The sequence below is a fragment of the Arthrobacter sp. NPDC057259 genome, from assembly GCF_042668995.1.
GTDB lineage: Bacteria > Actinomycetota > Actinomycetes > Actinomycetales > Micrococcaceae > Arthrobacter.
Map to the genome: position 1 here is coordinate 676,641 of NZ_JBHUYA010000001.1, position 26,387 is coordinate 703,027.

General features: G+C 69.3%; 22 protein-coding genes. 7 read left to right on the top strand and 15 right to left on the bottom strand.

The annotated features are described in order from the left end of the window. Positions 1–25: 25 nt before the first annotated feature. The 6 genes from ACFUCU_RS03240 to ACFUCU_RS03265 form a co-directional block, all read right to left on the bottom strand. The gene (locus ACFUCU_RS03240; RefSeq protein WP_377970607.1) at positions 26–418 is read right to left on the bottom strand and encodes a GntR family transcriptional regulator; all 393 of its coding nucleotides are present in this window, start codon (positions 416–418) and stop codon (positions 26–28) included. Next, positions 415–2,163, bottom strand: coding sequence for an ABC transporter ATP-binding protein (locus tag ACFUCU_RS03245; protein ID WP_377970800.1), 1,749 nt, complete (start codon positions 2,161–2,163; stop codon positions 415–417). Before ACFUCU_RS03245 ends, ACFUCU_RS03240 begins: the two co-directional genes overlap by 4 nt. Positions 2,164–2,279: 116 nt before the next feature. Continuing rightward, positions 2,280–4,037, bottom strand: a complete 1,758-nt coding sequence (locus tag ACFUCU_RS03250) for an ABC transporter ATP-binding protein (protein ID WP_377970609.1) — start codon at positions 4,035–4,037, stop codon at positions 2,280–2,282. A 189-nt stretch (positions 4,038–4,226) separates the two neighbouring features. After that, positions 4,227–5,015 carry a trans-aconitate 2-methyltransferase gene (locus ACFUCU_RS03255; RefSeq protein WP_377970611.1) on the bottom strand — a complete coding sequence of 263 codons (789 nt, stop codon included), beginning with the start codon at positions 5,013–5,015 and terminating at the stop codon, positions 4,227–4,229. A 70-nt stretch (positions 5,016–5,085) separates the two neighbouring features. After that, the gene (locus ACFUCU_RS03260; RefSeq protein WP_377970612.1) at positions 5,086–5,766 is read right to left on the bottom strand and encodes an alpha/beta hydrolase; all 681 of its coding nucleotides are present in this window, start codon (positions 5,764–5,766) and stop codon (positions 5,086–5,088) included. Further along, positions 5,767–6,408 carry an NADPH-dependent F420 reductase gene (locus ACFUCU_RS03265; RefSeq protein ID WP_377970614.1) on the bottom strand — a complete coding sequence of 214 codons (642 nt, stop codon included), beginning with the start codon at positions 6,406–6,408 and terminating at the stop codon, positions 5,767–5,769. It abuts the gene before it with no gap. Between the two features lie 178 nt (positions 6,409–6,586). Here ACFUCU_RS03265 and ACFUCU_RS03270 point away from each other — a divergent pair, with 178 nt between their 5' ends. The 3 genes from ACFUCU_RS03270 to ACFUCU_RS03280 all read left to right on the top strand — a co-directional run bounded on the left by ACFUCU_RS03270 (position 6,587) and on the right by ACFUCU_RS03280 (position 11,014). Then, positions 6,587–9,133, top strand: coding sequence for a DEAD/DEAH box helicase (locus ACFUCU_RS03270; RefSeq protein ID WP_377970616.1), 2,547 nt, complete (start codon positions 6,587–6,589; stop codon positions 9,131–9,133). 20 nt (positions 9,134–9,153) lie between these two features. Next, on the top strand, positions 9,154–9,651 hold the full coding sequence (locus ACFUCU_RS03275) for a GNAT family N-acetyltransferase (protein WP_377970618.1): 498 nt from the start codon (positions 9,154–9,156) through the stop codon (positions 9,649–9,651). 97 nt (positions 9,652–9,748) lie between these two features. Next, a complete protein-coding gene (locus ACFUCU_RS03280; protein ID WP_377970802.1) occupies positions 9,749–11,014 on the top strand; it encodes an alpha/beta fold hydrolase in 1,266 nt (421 codons plus the stop codon). A 110-nt stretch (positions 11,015–11,124) separates the two neighbouring features. Here ACFUCU_RS03280 and ACFUCU_RS03285 read toward each other — a convergent pair whose 3' ends face one another. The 3 genes from ACFUCU_RS03285 to coaE all read right to left on the bottom strand — a co-directional run bounded on the left by ACFUCU_RS03285 (position 11,125) and on the right by coaE (position 15,699). Beyond that, entirely contained in the window at positions 11,125–12,153 is a 1,029-nt protein-coding gene (locus tag ACFUCU_RS03285) for a TerC family protein (protein WP_377970620.1), read from the bottom strand. A 176-nt stretch (positions 12,154–12,329) separates the two neighbouring features. Further along, positions 12,330–14,417: an excinuclease ABC subunit UvrB gene (uvrB, locus tag ACFUCU_RS03290; RefSeq protein ID WP_377970622.1), complete on the bottom strand. Its 2,088-nt coding sequence runs from the start codon at positions 14,415–14,417 to the stop codon at positions 12,330–12,332. Positions 14,418–14,457: 40 nt separating this feature from the next. Next, entirely contained in the window at positions 14,458–15,699 is a 1,242-nt protein-coding gene (coaE, locus tag ACFUCU_RS03295; RefSeq protein ID WP_377970624.1) for a dephospho-CoA kinase, read from the bottom strand. Positions 15,700–15,721: 22 nt separating this feature from the next. Here coaE and ACFUCU_RS03300 point away from each other — a divergent pair, with 22 nt between their 5' ends. The 3 genes from ACFUCU_RS03300 (at position 15,722) to ACFUCU_RS03310 (ending at position 17,523) form a co-directional block, all read left to right on the top strand. Further along, positions 15,722–16,420, top strand: a complete 699-nt coding sequence (locus ACFUCU_RS03300) for an IMPACT family protein (RefSeq protein ID WP_377970626.1) — start codon at positions 15,722–15,724, stop codon at positions 16,418–16,420. Between the two features lie 19 nt (positions 16,421–16,439). Beyond that, on the top strand, positions 16,440–16,967 hold the full coding sequence (locus ACFUCU_RS03305) for a GNAT family N-acetyltransferase (protein WP_377970628.1): 528 nt from the start codon (positions 16,440–16,442) through the stop codon (positions 16,965–16,967). A gap of 124 nt (positions 16,968–17,091) precedes the next feature. Further along, the gene (locus ACFUCU_RS03310; RefSeq protein ID WP_377970630.1) at positions 17,092–17,523 is read left to right on the top strand and encodes a DUF1810 domain-containing protein; all 432 of its coding nucleotides are present in this window, start codon (positions 17,092–17,094) and stop codon (positions 17,521–17,523) included. A gap of 82 nt (positions 17,524–17,605) precedes the next feature. On the opposite strand, the gene rpsA is transcribed toward ACFUCU_RS03310, so the two are convergent. The 3 genes from rpsA to polA all read right to left on the bottom strand — a co-directional run bounded on the left by rpsA (position 17,606) and on the right by polA (position 23,388). Then, the gene (rpsA, locus tag ACFUCU_RS03315; protein WP_290257943.1) at positions 17,606–19,087 is read right to left on the bottom strand and encodes a 30S ribosomal protein S1; all 1,482 of its coding nucleotides are present in this window, start codon (positions 19,085–19,087) and stop codon (positions 17,606–17,608) included. A 269-nt stretch (positions 19,088–19,356) separates the two neighbouring features. Continuing rightward, positions 19,357–20,655, bottom strand: coding sequence for a GNAT family N-acetyltransferase (locus ACFUCU_RS03320; RefSeq protein WP_377970632.1), 1,299 nt, complete (start codon positions 20,653–20,655; stop codon positions 19,357–19,359). A gap of 93 nt (positions 20,656–20,748) precedes the next feature. Further along, entirely contained in the window at positions 20,749–23,388 is a 2,640-nt protein-coding gene (polA, locus tag ACFUCU_RS03325; RefSeq protein WP_377970804.1) for a DNA polymerase I, read from the bottom strand. 232 nt (positions 23,389–23,620) lie between these two features. Between polA and ACFUCU_RS03330 the strand changes: the two genes are divergently transcribed. Then, complete coding sequence (locus tag ACFUCU_RS03330) at positions 23,621–24,109, top strand: hotdog fold thioesterase (RefSeq protein WP_377970634.1); 489 nt, start codon at positions 23,621–23,623, stop codon at positions 24,107–24,109. Between the two features lie 17 nt (positions 24,110–24,126). On the opposite strand, the gene ACFUCU_RS03335 is transcribed toward ACFUCU_RS03330, so the two are convergent. The 3 genes from ACFUCU_RS03335 to ACFUCU_RS03345 form a co-directional block, all read right to left on the bottom strand. Then, positions 24,127–24,675, bottom strand: coding sequence for a dihydrofolate reductase family protein (locus ACFUCU_RS03335; RefSeq protein ID WP_377970636.1), 549 nt, complete (start codon positions 24,673–24,675; stop codon positions 24,127–24,129). Positions 24,676–24,750: 75 nt separating this feature from the next. Further along, a complete protein-coding gene (locus ACFUCU_RS03340; protein WP_364137475.1) occupies positions 24,751–24,972 on the bottom strand; it encodes a hypothetical protein in 222 nt (73 codons plus the stop codon). Next, positions 24,973–26,184 carry an inorganic phosphate transporter gene (locus tag ACFUCU_RS03345; protein ID WP_290257949.1) on the bottom strand — a complete coding sequence of 404 codons (1,212 nt, stop codon included), beginning with the start codon at positions 26,182–26,184 and terminating at the stop codon, positions 24,973–24,975. Positions 26,185–26,387 lie beyond the last annotated feature (203 nt).

Consider the following 26,387-nt stretch of genomic DNA (forward strand, 5'->3'; position numbering starts at 1 on the left):
CCCGGTCAGGGGCGCTCAGCGCGGCTCAGTGGCGGTCGTACGCGGCGGCGAGCAGCTGGACCGCCTCGGCGAAGCTGGCGCCCTTGGCCCGCGCGGCGGCGGCGTAGTCGGCGGCGGACTCGGCGAGGGACCCCCAGGCCTCGTCCCGCGCGCAGACCACCGTGCCGTTGCGGCCTTGGGTGCTGACGACGCCGGCGGCCTCGAGTTCCTTGTAGGCGCGGGCCACGGTGTGCGGCGCGACGCCCAGCTCGGCGGCCAGGCTGCGGACGGCGGGGAGCCGGGTTCCGGGGGCGAGCGTGCCGTCGTCGGCCCGTTCGATGATGTTCAGCCGCAGCTGCTCGAACAGCGGGACGGAGCTGGCGGTGCTGGGCTTCCAGGTGCCCGGAAAGGCGGCCGGGCCGGCGGCGGGAGGCGTCACCGGCCGGACTCCAGGGCGTCCGCGGCGGCCGGCAGCCCGGCGAACTGGGCGCGGCACAGCGCGGCGTAGTGGCCTCCCCGTCCGGTCAGTTCCTGGTGGGTGCCCTGCTCAACGATGCGTCCTTGGTCCATGACGAGAATTAGATCAGCGTCCCGGACGGTGGACAAGCGGTGGGCAATCACGAAGCTGGTCCGGTCCTCCCGGAGCCGTGCCATCGCTTCCCGGATCTGCAGCTCGGTCCGGCTGTCCACGGAGCTGGTGGCCTCGTCCAGGACCAGGATGCTGCCGCCGGCCAGGTGGGTGCGGGCGATCGAGATCAACTGGCGCTGGCCGCGGCTGAGCGATCCGCCGTCGTTGCCGAGGACGGTGGCGTACCCGTCCGGGAGGGCGCGGGCGAACGGGTCGACGTGGCTGGCCTGCGCGGCGGTGATGATGTCCGCGTCGGGGGCGCCGGGCCGGCCGTACTCAATGTTGTCTCGGATGGTGCCGGTGAAGAGCCAGGCGTCCTGCAGGACGCTTCCGATGCCCGCCCGGAGGACGTCCCTGGGCAGTTCCGCGATGTCGACGCCGTCGATGGTGATGCGGCCGGCGTCGGGCTCGTAGAAGCGCATCAGGAGGTTGACCACCGTGGTCTTCCCGGCGCCGGTGTGGCCGACGATCGCCACCGTCTGGCCGGGTTCGGCCGTGAAGCTGAGGTCGCGGACCACCGGTGCGTCCGGGCGGTAGCCGAAGCTGACCCCCTCGAAGCGGATCCGTCCGGCCGGAAGGGCGGCGTTGCCGGTGCCTGCGGTATCGGCGGGGTCGGCGCCTCCGGCGGTGTCGGCGGGGATTTCGTCCGCGTCGAGCAGGGCGAAGACGCGCCCGGCGGACGCCAGGCAGGACTGGATCAGGGTGAGCATGCCGCCGATCTGCCCCATCGGCTGGCTGAAGAGCCGGCTGAACTGGATGAAGGCCTGGACACCGCCGATGCTCATGGTTCCCGCGGCCACCTGGAGCGCCCCGATGACGGCGACAGCGATGTAGTTGAGGTTGGCGACGAACAGCATCAGCGGCTGCACCATCCCGGAGAGGTACTGGGCGCTGGAGGCGGCCCGGTAGAGCCGCTCGTTCCCGGCGCGGAAGACCGTGGCGGCGGCCTCCTGGCGGCCGAAGGCCTTGACCACCTCGTGCCCGGAGAAGAATTCCTCGAGGTGGGCCTGGACGGCACCGGTGCTGCTCCACTGTTCGCCGAAGTGCGCCTGCGACCTGCGTGCCACCAGGACGGTGACCAGGGTGGACACCGGCACGGAAACGAGCGCGATGAGCGCCAGCAGCGGCGAAAGCCAGATCATCATGGTCAGCGCGCCGGTGAGCATCAGGACGGACATGATCAGCTGGTTGAGCAGCTGGTTCAGGGACTGGGAGACGTTGTCGACGTCGTTGGTGGCCCGGCTCAGCACGTCGCCGCGGTGCTGGCCCTCGAAGTGGGCGGACGGCAGGACGTGGACCTTGCGTTCGACGGCGGCCCGGAGGCCGTAGCTGAGCCGCTGCACGGCGGTGGCGGTGAGGGCGCCCTGGATCCAGCTGAAGACGGAGGCGCCGAGGTACATCAGCGACACCGCCAGCAGCAGCCGGCCCAGGTGCGCCTCGTCGAAGCCCCGGCCCATGACGCCGCGGACCACGATGTCGGTGGCGTCGCCCAGGTACTTCGGTGCGGCGACGTTCAGGGCGGCGAAGCCGCAGGTTGCCGCGACGACGCCTGCCATCCTGAGCCGCACGGGCCGGAGCAGTCCGAGCAGCCGGGCTGCCGTCCGCCGCCGCGGCGGGGGCGGCGGGGTGACGGCCGTATCGGTTTCGGCCGTGCCGGCGGCGCCGTCGGCGGTCACAGGCTGTCCGCCAGGATCAGCTGGGAGGCGGCAATGTCCCTGTACGCCGCGGAGCCGGCCAGCAGCGCGTCGTGGCCGCCCTGCGCGGTTACCCGCCCCTCCTCCAGCACCAGGATGGTGTCCGCGTCCGTGATGCTGGCCACCCGTTCGGCCACCACCAGCACGGTGGCGTCCGCCAGCAGGGGCTGCAGGGCGCGGCGCAGCCGGTGGTCGGTGCCGTAGTCCAGGGCCGAGAAGCTGTCGTCGAAGAGGTAGACGTCGGCGTGGCGGAGCAGGGCCCGGGCGATGCAGAGCCGCTGCCGCTGGCCGCCGGAGAGGTTGGCGCCGCCCTGGCTGAGCGGGGCGTCGAGCCCGCCGTCGAGTTCGCGGACGAAGACGTCGGCCTGCGCGGCCTCCAGCGCCTCCCACAGTTCGGCGTCGGTGGCGTCGGGCCCGCCCACCCGGAGGTTCCGCGCCACGGTCCCGCCGAAAAGGTGGGAGTGCTGCGGCACCAGCGAAATCCTGCCGCGCAGCAGGTCCAAGGGCAGCGTGGCGATGTCGGCCCCGCCCAGGAAGACAGTGCCGTGCGTCGGATCCAGGAAGCGTGGCAGCAGGTTCACCAGCGTGGTCTTCCCGCTGCCGGTGGCGCCGATGACCGCGGTCGTGGTGCCGGGGCGGGCCGTGAAGCTGATCCCGGAGAGCACGGGCTTCTCGGCCCCCGGATAGGCGAAGCCGACGTCGCTGAACTCGACCGTCCCGGCGGCGGCGCGGGGTTCGACCGTCCGGACTGCAGCGCGGACGACGGCGGTGCGGGGGTCGGCGATGGACGGCTCGGTGTCCAGCACCGCCCGGATCCGTTCGGCGCAGACGGCAGCCCGGGGCGCCGTAGTGAACACATACATGGCCATGACGATCGCGATCATGATCTGCAGAATGTAGGCGATGAACGCGGCCAGGGCGCCCATCTTCATCTGCCCGGCGGCGATCCGGTGCCCGCCGAACCAGACGACCGCCACGGATGACAGGTTCACCACGATCATGATCAGGGGATTCATCCCGGCCACCAGCAGCGCCGAATCCAGGTTGTTGCGGGTGAGGTCCCGGTTGACCGCGCCGAAGCGCCGCATCTCGTGCTCCTGCCGCACGAAGCTGCGGATCACGTTGGCACCGATGATTTGCTCCCGCAGCGTCCGGCCGGCGCGGTCGATGAGCTGCTGGCCGGCCCGGTAGAGCGGGATCAGCCGGCGGACGATCAGGAACATGATCGCTGCCAGGAGCGGGATGACGGCGACCACGATGCCGGAAAGCGCCACGTCCTGGTGAACCGCCAGCACGATGCCGCCGACGAAGCTGGCGGGCGCCGCCACCAGCATGGTCAGGACCAGCAGGGTGAGGTTCTGGATCTGGACGACGTCGTTGGTGGCCCGGGTGACCAGGCTGGACGCGCCGAAGCCGGCGATGTCCTGCGAGGAGAAGGTCTGCACGGTGGCGAAGAGGTCGCTGCGCAGGTCCCGGGCGACCCGCATGGCGACGACGGCGCCGAGGTAGCCGGCGGCGAGGGCCGTGACCACCTGCACTGCGGCGACGGCGGCCATGACGGCCCCCAGGCGCGGGATGGCCGGAGTGTCGCCGGCGACGATCCCCTGGTCGATGATCGCCGCATTCAGGGTAGGAAGGAGCAGGTTGGCGGTGGTCTGGAGCAGCTGGAGCCCGATGATGGCCGCGACCGCGCCCCGATGCGCGGCCAACGCCCGTCTGATCAGGGCAAACAGCATAGAACCTCCAACGTCGGGTCACGCAGCGTGATGGCGGACGTCGTAGCCGTCGCCCGCCGGGCCGGTACCGTCCCCGGCCTGGCGGCGGAAAGGTACCCGGAAGCGGAGAGTCAGGCGGCCGCCCCCAGACCGCTTTGTCATTGTATGCCTACGACTCACCGGAAGTTGTCACGCGGCGTGTCACATCCGTCAATCGAGGAGGGAGCCGCCGCGCTTGCGGGCGACCGCGAAGACCCGGCGGAACTCGAAGACCGTCCCGTGCGGCCCCCGCGGGTAGGCCTCCCGGAGCATCGCACCGTACTGCGCCTCGAAGCGTTCGGCGTCCGGGCCGTCGAGTGCGGCGAGGACCGGCCGCAGTCCGGTGCCGCGGACCCACTCCAGGACGGCATCCGGACCCTGAAGCACCTGCAGGTAGGTGGTCTCCCAGACGTCCGCGTCGCAGCCGGCATCGAGCATCAGCTTCAGGTAGTCGGCGGGCTGGCCCACAACGTCGTCGTGCCGGAGGACTCCGGCGAGCGGCACGGCCCACTCCCCCGTCCCGGCCAGGGAGCGCATCAGCGCGTGCGAGGGGGCATCGAAGTTGCCCGGGACCTGGAGGGCGAACCACGCGCCGGGGCGGAGCGCGGCCAGCCAGCCCTCCAGCAGCGCGCGGTGGCCCGGGACCCATTGCAGGGCCGCGTTGGTGACCACGACGTCGGTTTCCGGACCGGGCTGCCAGCCGGCGATGTCGGCCCGTTCGAAGCTGAGGCCGCCGCCGGCCAGCGCCGCCGCACGTTCCAGCATCTCCGATGAGGAGTCGATACCCACCACGTCGGCACCTGGCCAGCGGGCGGCGAGGGCAGCCGTCAGGTTGCCCGGTCCGCAGCCGAGGTCCACCACCTGCCGCGGCGCTTCGGCCCGGATCCGCCCGGTCAGGTCGAAGAAGGGCCGGTCCCGGTGGTCGCCGAACTGTGCATACTTGGCCGCATCCCACTTCATGAGTTCCCCCGCCTCGCAATGCTCTTTAACCGCAGTGTTCTTTCACCCGCAGTGTTCTTTCAGGGGAAGCCTAAGCCCGGGCGGGGGCCTCCAGGGCCTCATGGCCCGCCGTCCGCGCGGCGCCCGCCGCGAGGTCCGCGATCCAGGAGCCCAGCTCCGCCAGGGTCCGGGCCGAGATGCCGTGGCCGCCCGGGTCGCGCCGGGAGCGGGCGGCAGCGGATGATTCGCCCCGCAGGTACCGCCAGGTGCGGTCGAGCAGTTCGGCGGGGATCACCCGGTCCTGCTCGCCCTGGGCCACGAAGACGGGCGTCCCGTCGAGCAGGCCAGGGGTCACGGGGACTCCGGCGTCGAAGGGCAGCGTCCCGTAGAGGATGGCCGCGCCGGCGTAGCGGCCCGGGTCGGAGAGCAGCAGCCCGCCGGCGAAGGCGGCGCCGCCGCTGAAGCCCACCAGCACCACGGGGCGGCCGGCCGGGGCGGCCCCGTCCAACCATGTCCGGAACCAGGCCATGGTCCCGGCCAGGGATTCGGCTACGGGCCGTCCGATGCCGCGGTTGGCGAACCAGGCATAGCCGCCGCCCTCGGCGATGGGGGCCCGCACGGCGGCATAGGCGGCGCCCTCGGGCAACGCGCCGGCCAGGCCCAGGATGTCGCGTTCGTTCGATCCCCGGCCGTGCAGCAGGACCACGAGTGGTGCCTTCGGGTCTGCGGACCCTGCGGTCGCCACCACCGGCGCCGGATAGGTGTCCGTCATTTACTTCGTCACCTTCAGGCCGGTGTCCCAGGTGAAGTCGGGGAACGCGGGGCTGGCCTGCATGGTCATGAGGACGAACTGGAAGCCTTCGAGTTCGCGGGCGCGCTTGAGCGGTCCGACGGCGAGGGGCCGCATGCCGGCGTCGCTGACGAAGCGGGCGACGGCGGCGGTGGCCGCCTCGTCGTCGCCGGCGATGAAGACGTCCAGCGGCTGCCCGGCGGACTGGCCGGTCATGAGGGTTCCGGCGAAGGTGGTGTTGAAGGCCTTGACGACGGGCGCACCGGCGGGGGCCAGGGCGGCAATTTCCTCGGCCGCGGAGCTGCCCGGGGCGACCATGAGGGAGTCGAAGGTCTCGAAGTTGACGGGGTTCGTGATGTCAACGATGACCTTGCCGGCCAGGGCGGCGCCATAGCTCTCCACCACGTCCCTGGCGGCGTCGAACGGAACCGCGAGGACGAGGAGGCCGCCGGCGGGGGCGCTCCCGAGGCTGCCGTGGCCGACGCCTGCGCCGAGTTCACCAGCCAGCGTCCGGGCCTTGTCCGCGTCCCGGCCAAGGATTTCGACGGTGCGGCCGGCAGCGAGGGCGCGGGTGGCAATGCCACGGGCCATGGAGCCGTTGCCGATGATGGTGATGTCAGTCATGGGGTTCTTCTTTCCAAAGAGGCGTGCCAGGAGGTTTTTCATGGGGTTCTGTTCTGCCGGGATCGAATTGATAAGTTGAAGCTACAACTAAAACTACGCCGCTGCAGTTGAATGTTCAAGTGTTTGCTGCGCCGGTGCGGAATCCTGCCTGACGGCCGCGGCACTAAGCTGGAAGGCAATGAAACTCGTAGATCAGCTCCCCGCCCCGGCCGCCCGCGTTTCAGGCGGCGCGGGTGTGGACCCGGACGAGCTTTACACCCGCTTCGTCGAGTGGACGGAGAGCCGCGGAATCGCCCTCTACCCCGCCCAGGACGAGGCCGTCATGGAACTGGCCTCCGGGGCCAACGTCATCCTCGCCACCCCCACCGGTTCGGGTAAATCGCTGGTAGCGATTGCCGCCCATTACCAGGCGATGGCCCGCGGACAGCGCAGCTACTACACCGCCCCGATCAAGGCCCTGGTCTCCGAGAAGTTCTTCGCGCTCTGCGAGATCTTCGGCGCCGAGAACGTCGGCATGATCACCGGTGACTCCGGCGTCAACCAGGACGCCCCGATCATCTGCTGCACGGCGGAAATCCTGGCCAACATTGCCCTCCGGGAGGGCTCCGCCGCCGAACTCGGCTCCGTGATCATGGACGAGTTCCACTTCTATTCGGACCCCCAGCGCGGCTGGGCGTGGCAGGTGCCGCTGCTGGAACTGCCGCAGGCCCAGTTCCTGCTGATGTCCGCAACCCTCGGCGACGTCAGCCGCTTCGAAACCGGCATCACCGACCTGACCGGCCGCCCCACCACCACGGTCAGCTCCGCGGAGCGGCCCATCCCGCTGCACTTCTACTACCAGCAGACGCCGGTGCACGAGACCCTGGAGGAGTTGCTCTCCACGAAACAGGTCCCGGTGTACGTGGTGCACTTCAGCCAGCTGGAGGCGATCGACCGGGCCCAGACGCTGATGAGCATCAACGTCTGCACCCGGGAGGAAAAGGACCGGATCGCGGAACTCATCGCCGGCTTCCGGTTCGCGCCCGGGTTCGGCAAGACCCTGAACCGGCTGGTCCGGCACGGCATCGGCGTCCACCACGCGGGCATGCTGCCCAAGTACCGCCGCCTGGTGGAGCAGCTGGCGCAGGCCGGGCTGCTGAAGGTCATCTGCGGCACAGACACCCTGGGCGTGGGCATCAACGTTCCCATCCGCACCGTGCTGCTCACCGCCTTGAGCAAGTACGACGGCGTCCGCACCCGCCTGCTGAACCCGCGCGAATTCCATCAGATCGCCGGACGCGCGGGCCGCGCTGGCTACGACACCGCCGGCACCGTGGTGGTCCAGGCGCCCGAGCACGTGATCGAGAACGTCAAGGCGATGGCCAAGGCCACCGCCAAGTTCGGCGACGACCAGAAGAAGCTCCGCCAGGTGGTCAAGAAGAAGCCGCCCGAGGGCTTCGTGTCCTGGGGTGAGCCGACCTTCCAGCGGCTGGTCGAGTCCGTGCCGGATCCCCTGGTCTCCAGCTTCACCGTCACGCACGCGATGCTGATGAACCTGATGGAACGCCCCGGCGATCCCTTCCAGGCCGCCCGCCGGCTGCTGACCGAGAACCACGAAACGAGGCCCGCGCAGCTGAAGCTGATGAAGCGCGCCCTCGGCATCTACCGCGAGCTCCTGGCGGCGGGCGTCGTCGAGCGCATCCCGGCCGCAGAGCAGGGCCCGGACGGCCGGTCGGTCCGGCTGACCGTGCACCTGCAGGCCAACTTCGCACTGAACCAGCCGCTCTCCCCCTTCGCCCTGGCGGCGTTGGACCTGCTGGACCCCGAGTCGCCGTCGTACGCCCTGGACGTTGTCTCGGTGATCGAATCGACGCTGGAGAAGCCGCGGCAGATCCTCTCCGCGCAGCAGAAGAAGGCCCGCGGCGAGGCCGTCGCCGCGATGAAGGCGGACGGGATCGACTACGACCAGCGGATGGCCATGCTGGAGGAGGTCACCTACCCGCAGCCGCTGGCAGAGATCCTCGGTGAGGCGTTCGAGGTCTACCGCAAGGCCGCGCCCTGGATCGGGGACTTCGAACTCGCACCCAAGTCCGTCATCCGCGACATGTACGAACGGGCCATGAACTTCGGCGAGTTCGTCCAGTTCTACGGCCTGGCCCGCTCCGAGGGGATCGTGCTCCGCTACCTGGCGGACGGCTTCAAGGCGCTCCGCCAGACCGTGCCTCAGGATGCCCTGCGCGAGGACCTCGAGGACCTGATCGCCTGGCTCGGCGAGCTGGTCCGGCAGGTCGACTCCAGCCTGCTGGACGAATGGGAGGAACTCACCTCCGGCGCCGCGCCCACCCCGCACGACGCTCCCCCTCCCCCGCCGCCGTCGCTCACATCCAACGTCCGGGCCTTCCGCGTGATGGTGCGGAATGAGATGTTCCGCCGCGTTGAGCTCTTCGCGGACGAGGCCGCCACCGACCTCGGGGAGCTCGACGGCGCCGCCGGCTGGGACGCCGAGCGCTGGGAGGACGCCCTGGACGACTACTTCGACGAACACAACGACATCGGCACCGGGCCGGACGCGCGCGGACCCGGGCTGCTGATCATCACCGAGGAGCCGGGCCGCTGGAAGGTCCGGCAGATCTTCGACGACCCGGAGGGCAACCACGACTGGGGCATCTCCGCCGAGGTGGACCTCGCCGCCTCCGACGAGGCCGGCAGCGCGGTGGTGCGAGTGACCGACGTTAACCGTCTGTAGCCGCTAGTAAACTGCAGTCCATGACTGTAATCCGGCCCGCGGCCGCCTCCGACGTCCCCGCCATCCTGCAGATGATCCACGACCTGGCCATCTACGAAAAGGAGCCGGACGCGGTCCGGAACACCCCTGACATGCTCACCGAAGTGCTATTCGGGGAGAACCCACGGGTCTTCGCCAGCATGGCCGAGAACGAGGCGGGCGAGGTTCAGGGATTCGCTCTGTGGTTCCTGAACTACTCCACCTGGGAGGGCGTCCACGGGATCTACCTCGAGGACCTGTACGTCAAGCCGGAGGCCCGCGGCGCCGGGCACGGCAAGGCCCTGCTGCAGCACCTGGCTGCCACCGCCGTCGAACGCGGCTACGCCCGGGTGGAGTGGAGCGTCCTGGACTGGAATGAGCCCTCGATCGCGTTCTACCGGAACCTCGGTGCGGCGCCGATGGACGAATGGTCCACCTTCCGGCTCACCGGCGACGCCCTGGCGGCGTTCGGTTCCCGCGCGGAGGCGGCCCGTGGCTGACACCGTGGCCCCGGCACCCGCCGCGCACGCCCCGCTGCCCGTCCTCGAGTCCGGCTCCGTCCCGCACGTGGTCAAGGGCCGGCACAGCTACCGGGGGATGCGCACCACCGAACACTACTTCGAGGTCCCCCTGGACCATGCGGATCCCGAGGGCGAGACCATCACTGTCTTCGCCCGCGAGTACGTCTCCGCCGACCACACCGAGGAGCAGGCTCAGGAGCTGCCCTGGCTGCTCTTCCTGCAGGGCGGCCCCGGCGGCCGCGGCAACCGGTTCCCGTCCCTGGGCGGCTGGAGCAAGGCCGCGGCCAAGGACTTCCGGATCCTCATGCTGGACCAGCGCGGCACCGGCCTGTCCTGCCCCGCGGACCGGCACACCCTGCCGCTGCGGGGCAGCGACAGGGACCAGGCCGAGTACCTCACCCACTTCCGCGCCGACTCGATCGTGGCCGACGCCGAGGCCATCCGCCGGACCCTCGGCGCGGCACCGTGGACCATCTATGGGCAGAGCTACGGGGGCTTCTGCGCCCTGACCTACCTGTCCTTCGCCCCGGAGGGTCTGCGCGAGGTGCTGATCACCGGGGGCCTCGCACCCCTCACCGGCCCCGCGGACCGGGTCTACCAGGCCACGTTCCGCCGGGTCGCCGCCCGCAACGCCGAATACTTCGGCTGGTACCCGGAGGACCGGGAGACCGTGAACCGGATCGCCCGGCACCTGCGGGAGACGCCGGAGGTGCTGCCGGATGGCAGCCCGTTGACGGTGGAGCGGTTCCAGATGGTGGGTTCCTTCCTGGGCGGCAACACCCGCGTGGACGCCCTCCACCACCTGCTGGAGGACGCCTTCACCGCCACTCCCGACGGCGACCGGCTCTCCGACACCTTCCTGGAGCAGGTCCGCGGCCTGGTCACCCGCGCCGCCAACCCGCTCTACGCGCTGATGCACGAATCCATCTACGGCCAGGGTGAGGCGACGGACTGGGCGGCGCTGCGCGTGCTGCAGGACCACCCGGAGTTCCGCCCGGACGTGCCGGCCCCGCTGCTCACCGGCGAGATGGTCTACCCCTGGTACTTCGAACAGGACCCTGCGCTCGAGCCGCTGCGCGCCGTCGCCGCCCTACTGGCAGAGAAGGACGACTGGGCGCCGCTCTACGACCTGGATCGACTGGCCGCCACCACGGTGCCGGTCGCGGCCGCCGTCTACACCGACGACATCTACGTGGACCGGGACCTGTCGCTGGAAACCGCCCGCGCGGTGCGCGGGCTGCAGGTCTGGGAGGCGGACGAGTTCCACCACGACGGCATTGCCGACGACGGCGAGGCGATCTTCGGCCGCCTGCTGGGGATGGCACGGGCCCACACGGCCTGACACCGCCTCAGACCGCACAGCACAGCCTGCGACAACAATGCCCGGGGAAGCGTTCGCTTCCCCGGGCATTTATTGTCTGCGCGACCGGCGCTAGCCGGTACTGGCCGGCGCTACTCGGCGTCGGTGAGGCTCCTGCGGGAGTCTTCCTCGAGCCGGGCGTCCAGCTTGGCCGTGGTGGCCTTGGAGCTGTAGAGGCTGGCGACGACGGCGACGATGATGGTGCCGACGATGACGCCGAGGGAGACGAAGGTGGGGATCTCCGGGGCCCACTCGATGTGCCGCCCGCCGTTGATGAAGGGCAACTCGTTGACGTGCATGGCGTGCAGGACCAGCTTGACGCCGATGAAGGCCAGGATCACCGAGAGCGCGTGCTTGAGGTAGACCAGCCGGGTCATCAGGCCGCCCAGCAGGAAGTACAACTGCCGCAGGCCCATCAGGGCGAACAGGTTGGCGGTGAAGACGATGAACGCGCTCTGCGTCAGGCCGAAGATCGCCGGGATGGAATCCACCGCGAAGAGCAGGTCGGTCAGGCCGATGGTGACGAAGACGATCACCATGGGGGTGAAGACCTTCTTGCCGTCCACCACGGTGCGGATCTTGCCGCCGTCGAACTTCTCGGACATCGGCAGGACGCGGCGGATTCTTGCGATCAGCGGGTTCTCCCGGTCCTCTTCATCCTCGCCCTCGTCCTGGGCCTGCTTCCAGGCGGTCCAGAGAAGGAACGCGCCGAAGATGTAGAACACCCAGCTGAACTGCTCGATCACGATCGCGCCGAGCATGATGAAGATGCCGCGCAGGATCAGGGCGATGATGATGCCCACCATCAGGACTTCCTGCTGGTATTTCCGGGGCACCGAGAAGCGCGCCATGATGATGATGAACACGAACAGGTTGTCGATGCTCAGGCTGTACTCGGTGACCCAGCCGGCGACGAATTGGCCGCCGTACTCGGGGCCGGTGAAGAGGAACATGGCGCCCGCGAACAGCAGCGCCAGGCCGATGTAGAACGAGACCCAGAGGCCGGCTTCCTTCATCGACGGCTCGTGCGGCCGCTTGAGGACCAGCAGCAGGTCGATGGCAAGGATCAGGCCGAGGACGGCGAAGGAGCCGATCTCAAACCAGAGGGGAAGTTCAGGCACGTAGAAACCTTTCGGAGGGCATGACTTAGCGGTGTAAGTCTCTCCGGCCCCACGGCGGCCAGGAACGGATTCCTGGATCTGGCGTGGTGCCCGCTACGTCCGGCATGGCGTCCGTGCCATGCGTGCTGACGATCGTAGCGCTTTGGGATACTCCCCTACGTGCCTTCCAGTTTACCTCAGGCGTGACCTGCCGACTGCATCTGCCGGAGCTCCTTCTTGAGGTCGCCGACCTCGTCGCGGAGCCGGGCGGCGAGCTCGAATTGCAGCTCGCCGGCGGCGGCGTGCATCTGCTCGGTGAGCTGTTCGATCAGGCCCACCAGGTCCTCCGCGGGTGCCGCGGCGAGGCCGTCGGCGCGGACCTTCGCTCCGCCCTTGCCGCCGTTCTTGCCCTTGCCCTTGCCGGCGCTGGCGAGCAGTTCGCGGGTGTCCGCGTCCTCCTTGGCCAGCTGGTCCGTGATGTCGGCGATCTTTTTCCGCAGCGGCTGCGGGTCGATGCCGTGTTCCTTGTTGTAGGCGACCTGGATGGCGCGGCGGCGGTTCGTCTCGTCGATGGCCTGCGCCATCGAGTCGGTGATCTTGTCCGCGTACATGTGCACCTCGCCGGAGACGTTACGCGCGGCACGTCCGATGGTCTGGATCAGTGAGGTGGCGGAGCGGAGGAAGCCTTCCTTGTCCGCGTCCAGGATGCTGACCAGGGACACCTCGGGTAGGTCGAGGCCCTCACGGAGCAGGTTGATGCCGACGAGGACGTCGAACACGCCCATCCGCAGCTCGCGCAGCAGCTCGACGCGGCGCAGCGTGTCGACGTCGGAGTGCAGGTACTCCACCTTCACGCCGTGGCCCACGAGGTAGTCGGTGAGGTCCTCGGCCATGCGCTTGGTCAGCGTGGTGACCAGGACGCGCTCGTTCTTGGCCGTGCGGGTCTTGATCTCGCCGAGCAGGTCGTCGATCTGGCCCTTGGTGGGCTTCACGATCACCTCGGGGTCGATGAGGCCCGTGGGGCGGATGATCTGTTGGACGAAGCCGTCCGCCTTGCCGAGTTCATACTTGCCCGGCGTGGCCGAGAGGTACACGGTCTGGCCGACGCGTTCGAGGAACTCGTCCCACTTCAGCGGCCGGTTGTCCATGGCGGAGGGCAGCCGGAAGCCGAAGTCCACCAGGTTCCGCTTGCGGGACATGTCGCCCTCGTACATGGCGCCGATCTGCGGCACCGTGACGTGGGATTCGTCGATGACCAGCAGGAAGTCGTCCGGGAAGTAGTCGAGGAGGCAGTGCGGGGCGGTGCCCGGTTCACGGCCGTCGATGTGGGCGGAGTAGTTCTCGATGCCGTTGCAGAATCCCATCTGCTGCATCATTTCCAGATCGTAGGTGGTGCGCATCCGGAGACGCTGGGCCTCGACGAGCTTGTTCTGGCTCTCCAGGACCTTGAGCCGGTCGGCGAGTTCGTCCTCGATCCGCTTGATGGCGCGGCCCATCCGCTCCGGCCCGGCGACGTAGTGCGAGGCGGGGAAGACGTACATCTCATCCTCGTCGCGGAGCACCTCGCCGGTGAGCGGGTGCAGGGTCTGGATGTTCTCGATCTCGTCGCCGAAGAACTCGATCCGGATGGCCAGTTCCTCATACATCGGGATGATCTCGACGGTATCGCCGCGGACCCGGAAGGTGCCGCGGTGGAAGTCGATGTCGTTGCGGGCGTACTGCATCGAGACGAACTTCCGCAGCAAATCATCGCGGTTCATCTCGGCGCCCCGGCGGAGCGTGACCATCCCGGAGATGTACTCTTCCGGCGTGCCGAGGCCGTAGATGCAGGAGACGGTGGCGACCACGATGACGTCGCGCCGGGTCAGCAGCGCGTTGGTGGCCGAGTGCCGGAGCCGTTCGACCTCCTCGTTGATGGAGGAGTCCTTTTCGATGAAGGTATCCGTCTGTGCGACGTAGGCCTCGGGCTGGTAGTAGTCGTAGTAGGAGACGAAATACTCCACCGCGTTGTTGGGCAGCAGTTCGCGGAACTCGTTGGCCAGCTGGGCGGCGAGGGTCTTGTTCTGGACCAGCACCAGGGTGGGCCGCTGGACCTGCTCGATCAGCCAGGCAGTCGTCGCGCTCTTACCGGTACCGGTGGCGCCCAGGAGCACCACGTCCTTCTCGCCGTTGGTGATCCGTTCGGTGAGTTCGGCGATCGCCGCGGGCTGGTCACCGGCGGGCTTGAACTCGCTGATGACTTCAAAGGGCGCCACGACACGGTTGATTTCCTGGGCAAGGCTCATGAATCTAATTTACCGCCGGGCAGCGACAGGAACAGCGGATTCAGCTTTGGGCGGTACGGCCGCCCCCGGGGAGGCCGTACGACGGCGGCTGCCAGCCGGTGCGGGCCGCCCACTCCTCCATCCGGGGAACGGCGTACGCGGCCAGCCAGTTCTCCTTGTCCGCGGCGTACCCGGCGGTCGACCGGTCCACCTCGTGCAGCCGCGCGGCGCGGCGCTTCTCCGCGAGGTAGGCCGCGCGGGCGCCGTCGTCGTCGCGCAGCCAGTCGCGGAAGCACAGCGCGAACCGCCAGCCCGGGGAGCCGGCGGCCCGGAGGTGGAGGTTCACGGCCCGGCCGGGGTCGGCGCTGCCGTGCAGTCGCTTCCCCCACTGGCCGGGGTCCGCGTCCGCGGATTTGGGGTGGTCGGCGAGGACGCCCGGCCAGACCGGGAAACCCGCGCCGGTCAGGGCGGCTGCCAGCCGGTCGGCGGCGGCCATGTCCGCGACGCCCAGCTGCAGGTCCAGCACGTCCTTGGCCGCCAGACCGGGCACGGCGGTGGACCCCACGTGGTCCAGCGTCTGGGCCTCCTCCCCCGCCGCCACCCGGAGCCGGGCGATAATCCGGGCGGCCTGCGCCGGCCAGTCCGGGTTGGCAGGGGTCAGCGCGGGGCCACCGGTGCGGGCCGCCACGCGGCGCCGGTTGAGGTTGTCGGCGTAGGGGGTGAGGCGGAACTTCCAGAGCCGGTCCACGGCGTCCCGGAGTTCTTCCTTGGAGCCGGCGTTCTCGAGCACGACGTCGGCGGCGGCCAGGCGTTCCTCCCGGCCGGCCTGCGCGGCGATCCGGCTGAGGGCCTGATCCTCGGTCATCTTCCGGTGCTCCACCATCCGCCGGACCCGGACGGGTTCGGGCGCATCGACCACCACCACGAGGTGGAAGTGGGCGCCCTGTCCCGTCTCCACCAGCAGCGGGATGTCCTGGACCAATACGGCGCCGGCGGGGGCCGCGGCGGTGAGGGCAGCCGCCCGTTCCCGCACCAGGGGGTGGATGATGCCGTTGAGCACGGCGAGCCGCTCCGGATCGCCGAACACGAGGCTGCCGAGGCGGGGCCGGTCCAGACGCCCGTCGGGTCCCAGCACCGCGGAGCTGAACGCCTCCACCACCTTCGCGAGCCCCGGCGTGCCCGGCTCCACCACTTCCCTGGCCAGCGCGTCGGCGTCGACCAGGACGGCGCCGAGCTCGCGCAGCCGTGAAGCCACCATTGACTTTCCCGAGGCGATCCCGCCGGTCAAACCGATCTTCAGCACACCTCAAGACTAAACTGAACGGGTGCCTGACGACGCCGAATTCCAGGAGAGCCGGGCCACCGCCTACACCGTCCCCGCCGGTCCGGAGTTCCGGCACGAGCTGGAGATCAAGCGCTCACGCTTCATCACGGTGATCGCCCGCACCGCCGACGAGGACCAGGCCCGGTCCGTGGTCGCCGGGCTGCGGCGGGAATTCCACGACGCGCGGCACCACTGCTCGGCGTTCGTGCTGGGCCCCGACCGGGACGTCCAGCGTTCCAGCGACGACGGCGAGCCGTCCGGCACCGCCGGAATCCCGATGCTGGAGGCCCTTCTGAAACGCGAAACCGTCCCAGGCGCCGCGGACCTCAGCGACGTCACCGCCGTCGTGGTCCGCTACTTCGGCGGTATCCTGCTGGGCGCCGGCGGCCTGGTCCGCGCCTACTCCGAATCGGTGTCCGCCGCCCTGGACCTGGCGCCAATGGTGCGCCGGCAGCGGCTCAGGATCTGCTCCGTCGCCGCGCCGCACGCCACCGCCGGAAGGCTGGAGAGCGACCTCCGCGCCGCCGGGTTCGTGATGACGGAGGCAGCCTACGAGCAGCACGCCACCGTCTTGCGGCTGGCGCTGCCGGACGATCCCGCCGGGCTGGACCGGGCCGCGGAGCGGGTGGCCGCCCTCACCGCCGGCGGGGCCTCCCTGCAACCGGGCGGGACGGAGTGGGTCGATGTCGCGCTCCCCTGACGCCGCAGAGCCGACCGACGTGCCGCCCATTGACCTGGCACCCATCGACGTAGCACTTCTCGACGTTACGGAGGCCGTGCTGAAGCGGCTGCTGGCCGTCGCTCAGGACGATGCGGACGCCGACGAGGTAACCCCACCGGGGGGCGGGTCTCCGGGCTGGAATGCGGACCGCGTCCGATGGTTCCGCGCATACCATCGCGCCGCGGCAGCCGGGTTGGACGGCCCGGCCCGGGAGAAAACCTGGGCGGTGACGGCCGGCGGTAACCTCGCCGGCGCCGTGCGACTGAAGGCCATTTCGGTACCGGGGACCGCCGGGGGCTCCCTGGTGCTTGAAACCGGGATCTGGCTGCGCCGTAGCCTGCGCGGCCGGGGCATCGGCCGGGAGGCATTGCGGCTGGTCACGGTGCAGGCGGCGGCCACCGGGGCCGCGGTCCTCACGGCGGACACCGCCACCGGCAACGCCGCGGCCCGGTCCCTGCTGGCGGCCCAAGGTGCGACGCTCGCCGACGTCGGTACCCGGGTCACGGCCCGGATCCCGCTCCCCTAGGATCTCAACCCAACTGACTGGCAGCCGAGGCCGTTGTGAGCACTGATAACAGCCCCAGCTGCGAGTCAGTTGGGTGTGCCACGATGGGAGGAAACAGCCGAGGGCAAAGGACGGGAGCAGCGGCATGAGCGGCAACTATGATTTGGAGCGGTTCGTGACGGCGCAGGACTCCGGCGGCACCTACCGGCAGGCGCTGGCCGAGCTGGAGGCCGGGGCCAAGCGCAGCCACTGGATGTGGTTCGTCTTCCCGCAGGTCGCCGGCATGGGCATGAGCGCGACGTCGCGCATGTATGCCATCGCGTCGCTGGACGAGGCCCGCGCCTATCTGGCCCATCCGGTGCTCGGCCCCCGGCTGCTGGAGTGTGCCCGCGCCGTGCTCCAAGTGGACGGCCGCAGCGCCGTGCAGATCTTCGGCGGCATCGACGCCCGCAAGCTGCAGTCCTCGGCGACCCTGTTCCTCCGGGCCGATCCCGGGCAACCGGAATTCCAGCAACTGCTCGACCGGTATTTCGACGGCACGGCGGACGACGCCACGGACCGGATCCTCGCCGGCTGAAGACGCCACTTAAACCACCAAGGGCCCCTGCATGGTGCAGGGGCCCTCGGTGTGTGGCCCGGGAAACCCGGGCCGCTGGCAATTAGTTGCCGGTCAGCTTCTCACGCAGGGCGGCGAGAGCCTCGTCGGAAGCGAGCGTGCCGCCACCGGTGTTGGACTCGGACGCAGCCGGCTCCGAGGAGTAGCTGGTGGTGCCGGAATCGCTGTCACCGGACGTCGCAGCAGCGGCGTCGTCGGCAGCGTGCTGGGCAACCTGCTTCTTGTGGGCTTCCCAACGGGTCTGGGCGTCAGCGTACTGCTGCTCCCAGGCGGCGCGCTGGGTCTCGTAGCCCTCGAGCCACTCGTTGGACTCCGGGTCGAAGCCCTCCGGGTACTTGTAGTTGCCCTCTTCGTCGTACTCTGCGGCCATGCCGTACAGAGCCGGGTCGAATTCGGTGCTGTCGGCGTCGACGCCCTCGTTGGCCTGCTTGAGGGACAGCGAGATGCGGCGGCGCTCGAGGTCGATGTCGATGACCTTGACGAAGAGCTCGTCGCCAACGGAGACGACCTGCTCGGCCAGCTCAACGTGGCGCACGGCGAGCTCGGAGATGTGGACCAGGCCTTCGATGCCGTCTTCGACGCGAACGAACGCACCGAACGGAACGAGCTTGGTGACCTTACCCGGAACAACCTGGCCGAGGGCGTGGGTGCGGGCGAAGGTCTGCCACGGATCTTCCTGCGTAGCCTTGAGCGACAGGGAAACGCGCTCGCGGTCCAGGTCGACCTCGAGAACCTCGACGGTGACTTCCTGGCCGACTTCGACAACCTCGGACGGGTGGTCGATGTGCTTCCAGGACAGCTCGGAAACGTGAACCAGGCCGTCGACGCCGCCCAGGTCCACGAAGGCACCGAAGTTGACGATCGAGGAAACGACGCCGGGACGGACCTGGCCCTTTTCCAGCTTGTTGAGGAACGTGGAGCGGACCTCGGACTGGGTCTGCTCGAGCCATGCACGGCGGGACAGCACAACGTTGTTGCGGTTCTTGTCCAGCTCGATGATCTTGGCTTCGATCTGCTGACCGATGTACGGAGCGAGGTCGCGCACGCGGCGCATCTCGACGAGGGATGCGGGCAGGAAGCCGCGCAGACCGATGTCGAGGATAAGACCACCCTTGACAACTTCGATGACAGTACCGGTGACGACGCCGTCTTCTTCCTTGACCTTCTCGATGTCGCCCCAGGCACGCTCGTACTGAGCACGCTTCTTGGAGAGGATCAGACGGCCTTCTTTGTCTTCCTTGGTGAGCACCAGGGCTTCGACCTGATCGCCAACGGAGACAACGTCTCCGGGGTCAACGTCGTGCTTGATGGACAGCTCGCGGGAGGGAATGACACCTTCGGTCTTGTAACCGATGTCGAGCAGGACTTCGTCGCGGTCGACCTTGACGACGGTGCCTTCAACGAGGTCTCCGTCGTTGAAGTACTTGATGGTCGCGTCGACAGCTGCGAGGAAATCCTCAGCGGACCCGATGTCGTTGATCGCGACGACAGGGGTACCGGACTTCTCGGTAGAGGTGATGGTCATGTAGTAGGGGCTCCGTTGTGGATAGTGAGTCGGTCAGGCAGACCGTCCAGCCCGCATCGGCGACACGGGGAGAAAGCACGGCAGATCGCAGGCGATCTGCCGGGTCATCCTGATTCTGTGGATTTGGTTGCGCACACGTAGTACACGCCCGTTTAGTCTAGTGCCATCCGCCAAGCCCGGTCAAAGCGCGTGCGGGTGCGCAGCAACCCGGCCCAGGGCGGGTGCCGGGCTGCGCGAGATCCTGAACAGCCCCTCCACGGGCGGCCCGCTTAGAAGTGCGTGAGGCAGTGCGGGGGGCGTTCGACGGCGAACATCCGGGCGGCGCGGAACGCGGCCGACGGCGTGAGCTCCCGGATCCGGCCGGCGGCCGCGAGGGTGACCGGGTTGACGCCGCCGACGAACATCGAGGACAGGTCGGCGATGTCCAGTTCCAGGTCCGCGGGCAGGTCAGCGCCCTGCCCGGTAACGTCGGCGACCGTGGCGGTCCCGCCGTCGACGTCGAGGGCGAACGTGCCGCCGGCGATCCCAAGGCCGTCGGCGACCGCCAGCACCAGGCGGCCGTCGGCCGGGTAGTGCCGGGCCGCCAGGGCCCGGGGCACGTCCAGGATGCGCAGCCAGAGCATGTCGCGGGGTTCCGAGGCCTCCACGCAGCGGGGGTCCTTGAGCGCCCACGGCAGCGGGTCGTCCACGGGAGCCTCCTGCCACGTGACGCGCTCCACGAGGTCGATGGCGCCGAGGTACTGCCACAGTTCCAGGTAGGCGTCACGGGTGGCGGCCACCAGGTCCACGACCTCCATGGTGGCCGGCGTGCTGGACCAGCCGCCGAACTTGTACGAGACGTACCCGTCCACGGTCCCGTCCGGGCCATAGTGCAGCGCGGTCTTGATCTTCGGGTCCTCGTTGGCTTCCCGGCTGACCTCACCGGAGACGAACTGCCGGTAGAACTCATGCCGGCCCACGGAGCCGGGCGTCTGGCGGTGGACCCGGTCGAAGATCTGCGGGGCGAGCTCCAGGAGGACCTTGGGATCGGCGACCTCCACGCTGCCCACGGGCACGTGGTTGAGGACGAAGCGCGCGCTGGTGTCCACCTTGATGGACTGTTCCGCCGTGGCGACCCCGTAGCCGAAGCGGCCGTAGATGGACGCCTCCGAGGCGGTCAGCGCCGCCACGGCGAGGCCTTCCTTCCGGGCGAGTTCCGTTTCCTGCACCATCATGCGGCGCAGCAGCCCGCGCCGGCGGTGCGAGGTCCGGACCGTCACGGCCGTCACCAGCCGCGCGTCGAGCAGGCGGCCGAACCCGATGTTGAGCGTTTTGTTCATGGTGCCGAAGGTGGCCACCGGGATGTCGGCGTCGAGCGAGTGCGCGGCGACCCGGCCGGTCTGGTAGGCGCCGGTCATCACCCGGCCGTCGGTCCGCTGCATGGCGATGCCGCGGTCCACGCGTTCCTCCGTGCGGCGGTCGTCGTGGAAGCCGAAGGCGACGGCGCGCGTCCAGGCAACCGCCTCCGGGTAGGCCGTCTCGCCCTTGGCCGCGGGCGTGAACCGCCGGATCTCATACTGTTCTGACACGTGCTACTCCCCCTGATGACTGTGTGAAACGTAAACCCTGCGGCCGCCTGCCGGTGGCTGCCTGACGGTGGCCGGCTGCCCGCGGCGCTCCGGCTAGTGTCCGGCCTCGTACCAGCTGGTGCCGATGCCGATCTGGACCTCCAGCGGCACCGACAGCTGCGCGGCGGCGCCCATCTGCTCGGTGACCAGCTTCTCGACGGCGTCGCGTTCGCCGGCTGCGACTTCCAGGACCAGTTCATCATGGACCTGCAGCAGCATCCGGGATTTCAGCCCCTGCTCCGCCAGGGCCCCGGAGACGCCCAGCATGGCGCGCTTGATGATGTCCGCCGCGGAACCCTGGATGGGCGAGTTCAGCGCGATGCGTTCGGCGTTCTCGCGCAGCTGCCGGTCCGTGCTGGTCAGGTCCGGCAGGTACCGGCGCCGGCCCTCGATGGTGGCCGTGTAGCCGTCCACCCGCGCCTTCTCCACCACGCCGCGGAGGTAGTCGCGGACGGCGCCGAACCGGTCGAAGTAGTCCTTCATCAGGGTCCTGGCCTCGTCCACGGAGATCTCCAGCTGCTTGGACAGGCCGAAGGAGGTCAGCCCGTACGCCAGGCCGTAGGACATGGCCTTGACCTTGGAGCGCATGGCGCTGGTGACCTGGTCCGTGGGGACGTGGAAGATGTTGGAGCCGACGAAGCGGTGCAGGTCCTCGCCGTCCTTGTACGCCTGGATCAGGCCGGCGTCGCCGGAGAGGTGCGCCATGATGCGCATCTCGATCTGCGAGTAGTCGGCGGAGAGCAGGCACTCATACCCGTCGCTGACCACGAAGATGCCGCGCACGCGCCGGCCCTCCTCGCTGCGGATCGGGATGTTCTGCAGGTTCGGGTTGTTCGAGGAGATCCGGCCGGTGGCGGCGACGTTCTGCGCGTACGTGGTGTGGATCCGGCCGTCCTCCGCCACGGACTTCTTCAGCGACTCGAGCATCTGCCGGAGCTTGGAGGATTCGCGGTGCGCCATCAGCTGGACCAGGAACTCGTGGCCGGTCTTCTCGAGCAGGTTTTTCAGCGACGCGGCGTCCGTGGTGTACCCGGACTTGATCTTCTTGGTCTTGGGCAGGCCGAGTTCCTCGAACAGCACCGTCTGCAGCTGCTTGGGCGAGCCGAGGTTCACCTCGTGGCCGATCGCGGCGAAGGCCTGCTGCTGGGCGTTGTCGATCACCCGGGCCAGGTCGGAGAGCTGCTCGTCCATGCGCTGCATGTCGATGCCGATGCCCGCGAGTTCCATGTCCGCCAGGACGCGGCTGACCGGCAGTTCCAGGGTGGTCAGCAGGTCCAGGGCGCCGCGGTCCTTGAGTTCGTCTTCGAAGAATCGGCTTAGGGCCTGGACGACGGCGGCGACGTGCACCAACGCGCCGGCCGAGGCCTCGTCGTCGCCGTCGAACGCCAGCTCCAGCTGCCCCGCCTTCGCCTCCTCCTTGGAGACGGTGAGGTTCAGGTGGTGCTGGGCCAGTTCGGCGAGCTCGTAGCTGCGGCGGTCCGGCTGGATAAGGTAGCCGGAGATGGCGGTGTCATCGACCACGCCGTCCAGCTCCATGCCGCGGGCGGAGAGCGCCTTGAGGGCACCCTTGAACCCATGCATCACCTTCGCGGCCGAGGGGTCCCGGAGCCAGGCGGCGAGGACGTTCTCGGTGTCGGCGTCCTGGGTGGTGAGGTCGAGGTAGACGGCGGATTCGCCGTGGACGATCGCGACGGCGGCCGCGTCCTCGCCGATCCGGCCGGGGACCAGGTCCACGGCGACGGCGGCCCGCTTGCCCTCCGTGCCGGCGAGGAACGCGGCGAGTTCTTCTGCCGCGGCCGGGACGGTGTAGTCCGGGGTGGCCAGGGTTTCGCGTTCGGCCTCGGTGACCTCGCTGCCGTAGAGGGCGAAGAGCCGGGTGCGGATGGTTTTGAATTCGAGGGTGTCGAAGAGGTCCTCGAGCGCGGCCTGGTCCGGCCTGGGGTCGGCGAGGTCCTCGAGAGTGACGGGCAGTTCCAGGTCGGTCCGCAGGCGGTTGAGCTTGCGGTTGCGTTTAACGGCGTCGACGTTCTCGCGGAGGGCGTCGCCGACCTTGCCGCCGATCGAGTCGATGTTCTCCAGGACGCCCTCGAGGCCGCCGTAGAGGTTGATCCACTTGGCCGCGGTCTTGGGTCCGACGCCGGGGACGCCGGGGAGGTTGTCGGCGGTTTCGCCCACCAGGGCGGCCAGGTCGGAGTACTGGGCGGGGCTGACGAAGTACTTCTCCTGGATGGCCTCCGCGTCCATCCGGGGAATGTCGCTGACGCCCTTGCGCGGGTAGAGGACGAAGACGTTGTCGGTGATGAGCTGGAACGCGTCGCGGTCGCCGGAGACGAGCAGGACCTCGAAGCCGGCCGCCTCGCCCTGGGCGGCGAGGGTGGCCAGGATGTCGTCCGCTTCCCAGCCCGGCAGCTTGATGGTCTTGATGCCCCAGGCGCCCATGACCTTGTCGATCAGGTCGATCTGCCCGCTCATTTCCCGCGGGGTCTCGTTGCGGCCGCCCTTGTAGCCGTCGTATTCGGCCTTGCGGTGGGTGGTGTCGTCGGAGACGTCGAAGGCGACGGCGATGTGCGTGGGCTTCTGCTCCTTGATCAGGTTGATCAGCATGGAGGTGAAGCCGTGGATGGCGTTGGTGTGCTGGCCGGTGGCCGTGGAGAACTTGTCCGCGGGCAGCGCGAAGAAGGCGCGGAACGCCATGGAGTGGCCGTCGAGCACGAGGAGCCGGGGCTGGTCCGTGATCGGGATGACGGGGGCTTCGGTGGCCGAGGGGTGGTCGGCGAGGCCGTGGCCGGCCGCCTTCGCCGGCGCCTTCGCCGGCGCCTTCCCGGCGGGGGTCTCCGCCGCCGGTGCGGCTGGCTGAAGGGTGTCCACTGCGGACGCGGAAGGGGCCGGTTTGGTAGTTTCGCTCACAGGTGCCAGCCTAGTTGGCATGATCGACAATTTCACGCCGGCGCCGTACGCCGCCGAACTGGAAGCCGCCGGCATTCCCGCGGAACTGCACGGCTGGCTGGGCCGGATGGGCGTCGGCTCCCTGGTGGTGAAGATGGGAATCCGGTTCGTGGAACTGAGCCCGGAACGCACCGTGGCCACCATGCCCGTGGAGGGCAACACCCAGGTGGCCGGGATCCTGCACGGCGGAGCCCATGTGGTGCTCGCCGAGACCCTGGGTTCGTTCGCCGCGGCGATGCACGCCGGCCCGGGCCGGCACGCCCTCGGCGTCGACGTCGGGGCGACGCACCACCGGTCGATCGCCTCCGGCACCGTGACCGGAACGTGCACGGCCATCCACCTGGGCCGCACCCTCACCACGCATGAGATTGTCATGACGGACGAGCAGGGCCGCCGGCTCTCCACCGCCCGGATCACCAACCTGCTGCGCGACAACGCCCCCGACGCCGCCCCCGACGCAGGCCAGTAGCCGCCGGGCCGGTCGGCTCAGGAATGGGCGGGCAGCCGGTAGCGCAGCTCCACTACGCCCCGGCCCATCGTCCGGGATTCCAGGAGCTCCAGCGGCGCCGTCGGACCGGCGAGGGGCAGCAGCGGTTTGCCCCGGCCCAGGACCACCGGGATGACGGAGAGAATCAGCTCGCCCAGGAGCCCGGCGTCGGCGAACTGTGCGGCGAGCACTCCCCCGCCCACCACCCAGACGTTCCGGCCCTTTGCGGCGGAGCTGAGGTCGTCGGCGAATTCGGTGACGGGACCCCGCACGAAGGTGATGTCCGCCCCGGGCACGGGCCCGAGTTCGTGGTGGGTGAAGACCCAGCACGGGATGCCGGGGTACGGCCAGCCCTCGGACAGGTGGTCCAGCAGCCACGCGTAGGTCCCGCCGCCCATGACGACGCACCCGACGCCGGCGAAGAACGCATCGTAGCTCTCGGCGCCGCCGTCGAACCCGTCGAACTGCAGCAGCCAGTCGAGACCGTCCGCGTCCGTGGCGATGTAACCGTCCAGGGATGCCGCGACAAAGTACTGGAATTCAGCCATGGGCCCAGCGTAGCCAAGCGCCCGCCGGGGTTCCCAGTCCCGCGGGGGCCCGGACCCCGCCGCTACTTGGAGCCGCTACTTGGAGAAGTAGGGAATGATCAGGTACAGCCCGGCCAGGACGGCGATGCCGCAGAGGCCGAAGCAGGCGTAGGACAGCGGCCGGACCCAGCCGGGCTGCTCGGTCCTGCTGTCGCCGGCGATGGCCGTGAGCCGCACCCCGAGTGAGTACAAAACGGTGATGAGCACCGCGGCGACGAGGGTCGCGCCGGCCACCTGGAAGAGTTCAAGCCATTTCATTTACTTACGGCCACCTTTGGACTTGTTGCCGCGGCTGACCGCTGCTGCCTTCTTCTTCGCGAACCGGATGGCCTGGCCGGCCTCTTCGACCTCGACGGCGTTATGGCTGCCGACGTGGGACTTCCGGGAGGCGACGAACATGTAGACCACCGCGGCCGTGCCGGCGACGGCGGCGATGATGAACCCGACCGTTCCGGTGTGCACGAGGAGGGCGGTGAGGGCGCCGACGATGCCGGCGGCGGGGAGGGTGAAGAGCCAGCCAATGACGATCTTGCCGGCGGTGCCCCAGCGCACGGTGGTGCCGCGGCGGCCCATGCCGGAGCCGATGACGGAACCGGAGGCCACGTGCGTGGTGGAGAGCGCGAAGCCCAGGTGCGAGGAGGCCAGAATGGCGGCGGCGGTGCTGGTCTCGGCCGCGAAGCCCTGCGCGGGCTTGACCTCGGTCAGGCCCGAGCCCATGGTGCGGATGATCCGCCAGCCGCCGGAATAGGTGCCGATGGCGATGGCGAGGGCGCAGGCAGCGATCACCCAGAGCTGGGGTCCGGTGCCCGGTGCCTGGCTGCCGGCGGCGATGAGGACCAGGGTGATGATGCCCATGGTCTTCTGTGCGTCGTTGGTGCCGTGGGCGAGGGCCACCAGGCTGGAGGTGAAGATCTGGCCGGTGCGGAAGCCGCCGCGCTTCTGGGTCAGCTTGTTCCCGGTCTCGGGATCGTGTCGGGCGGTCAGGGCGTAGGCCAGCCGGGTGCAGATGTAGGCGACGAGAGCGGCGATCACCGGCGCGAACACGGCGGGCAGGAGCACCTTCTGCAGGACGGATGTGAAGTTGACCGAGTGCAGCCCGATGCCGGCAATCGCCGCGCCGATGAGGCCGCCGAACAGCGCGTGCGAGGAGCTCGAGGGCAGGCCCTTGAGCCAGGTGATCATGTTCCAGAGGATCGCGCCCATCAAGCCGGCGAAGATGATGTCCGGGGTGATCTGGATGCCGTCCGAGCCCTCACGGATGATGCCGCCGGAGACGGTCTTGGCCACCTCGGTGGACAGGAACGCGCCCACGAGGTTCAGGACCGCGGCGAGTGCGACGGCGGTGCGGGGCTTGATGGCACCGGTGGCGATGGGCGTGGCCATCGCATTGGCGGTGTCATGGAACCCGTTTGTGAAGTCGAAGAACAGCGCCAGTGCTATGACTAGCGCCACCATTACGGTGATTTCCACCTGTTGCCCAATCTGCAGAGTCGACGGTCAGCAGTTTCATTCCCCGTGGCGGCCTTGTCATTCACTGTTCACCCGCCGGTTGGCAGGTGCCACTTGCGCGGTTCACCAAAGCTGTCCTGAAACCCTATAGATCGTACGTGCCAACGGGGGCACGGCAAAACAGCGGGGAAGCCTGCCCCGGCGCCCGGGGGCGGCCGAAGCGG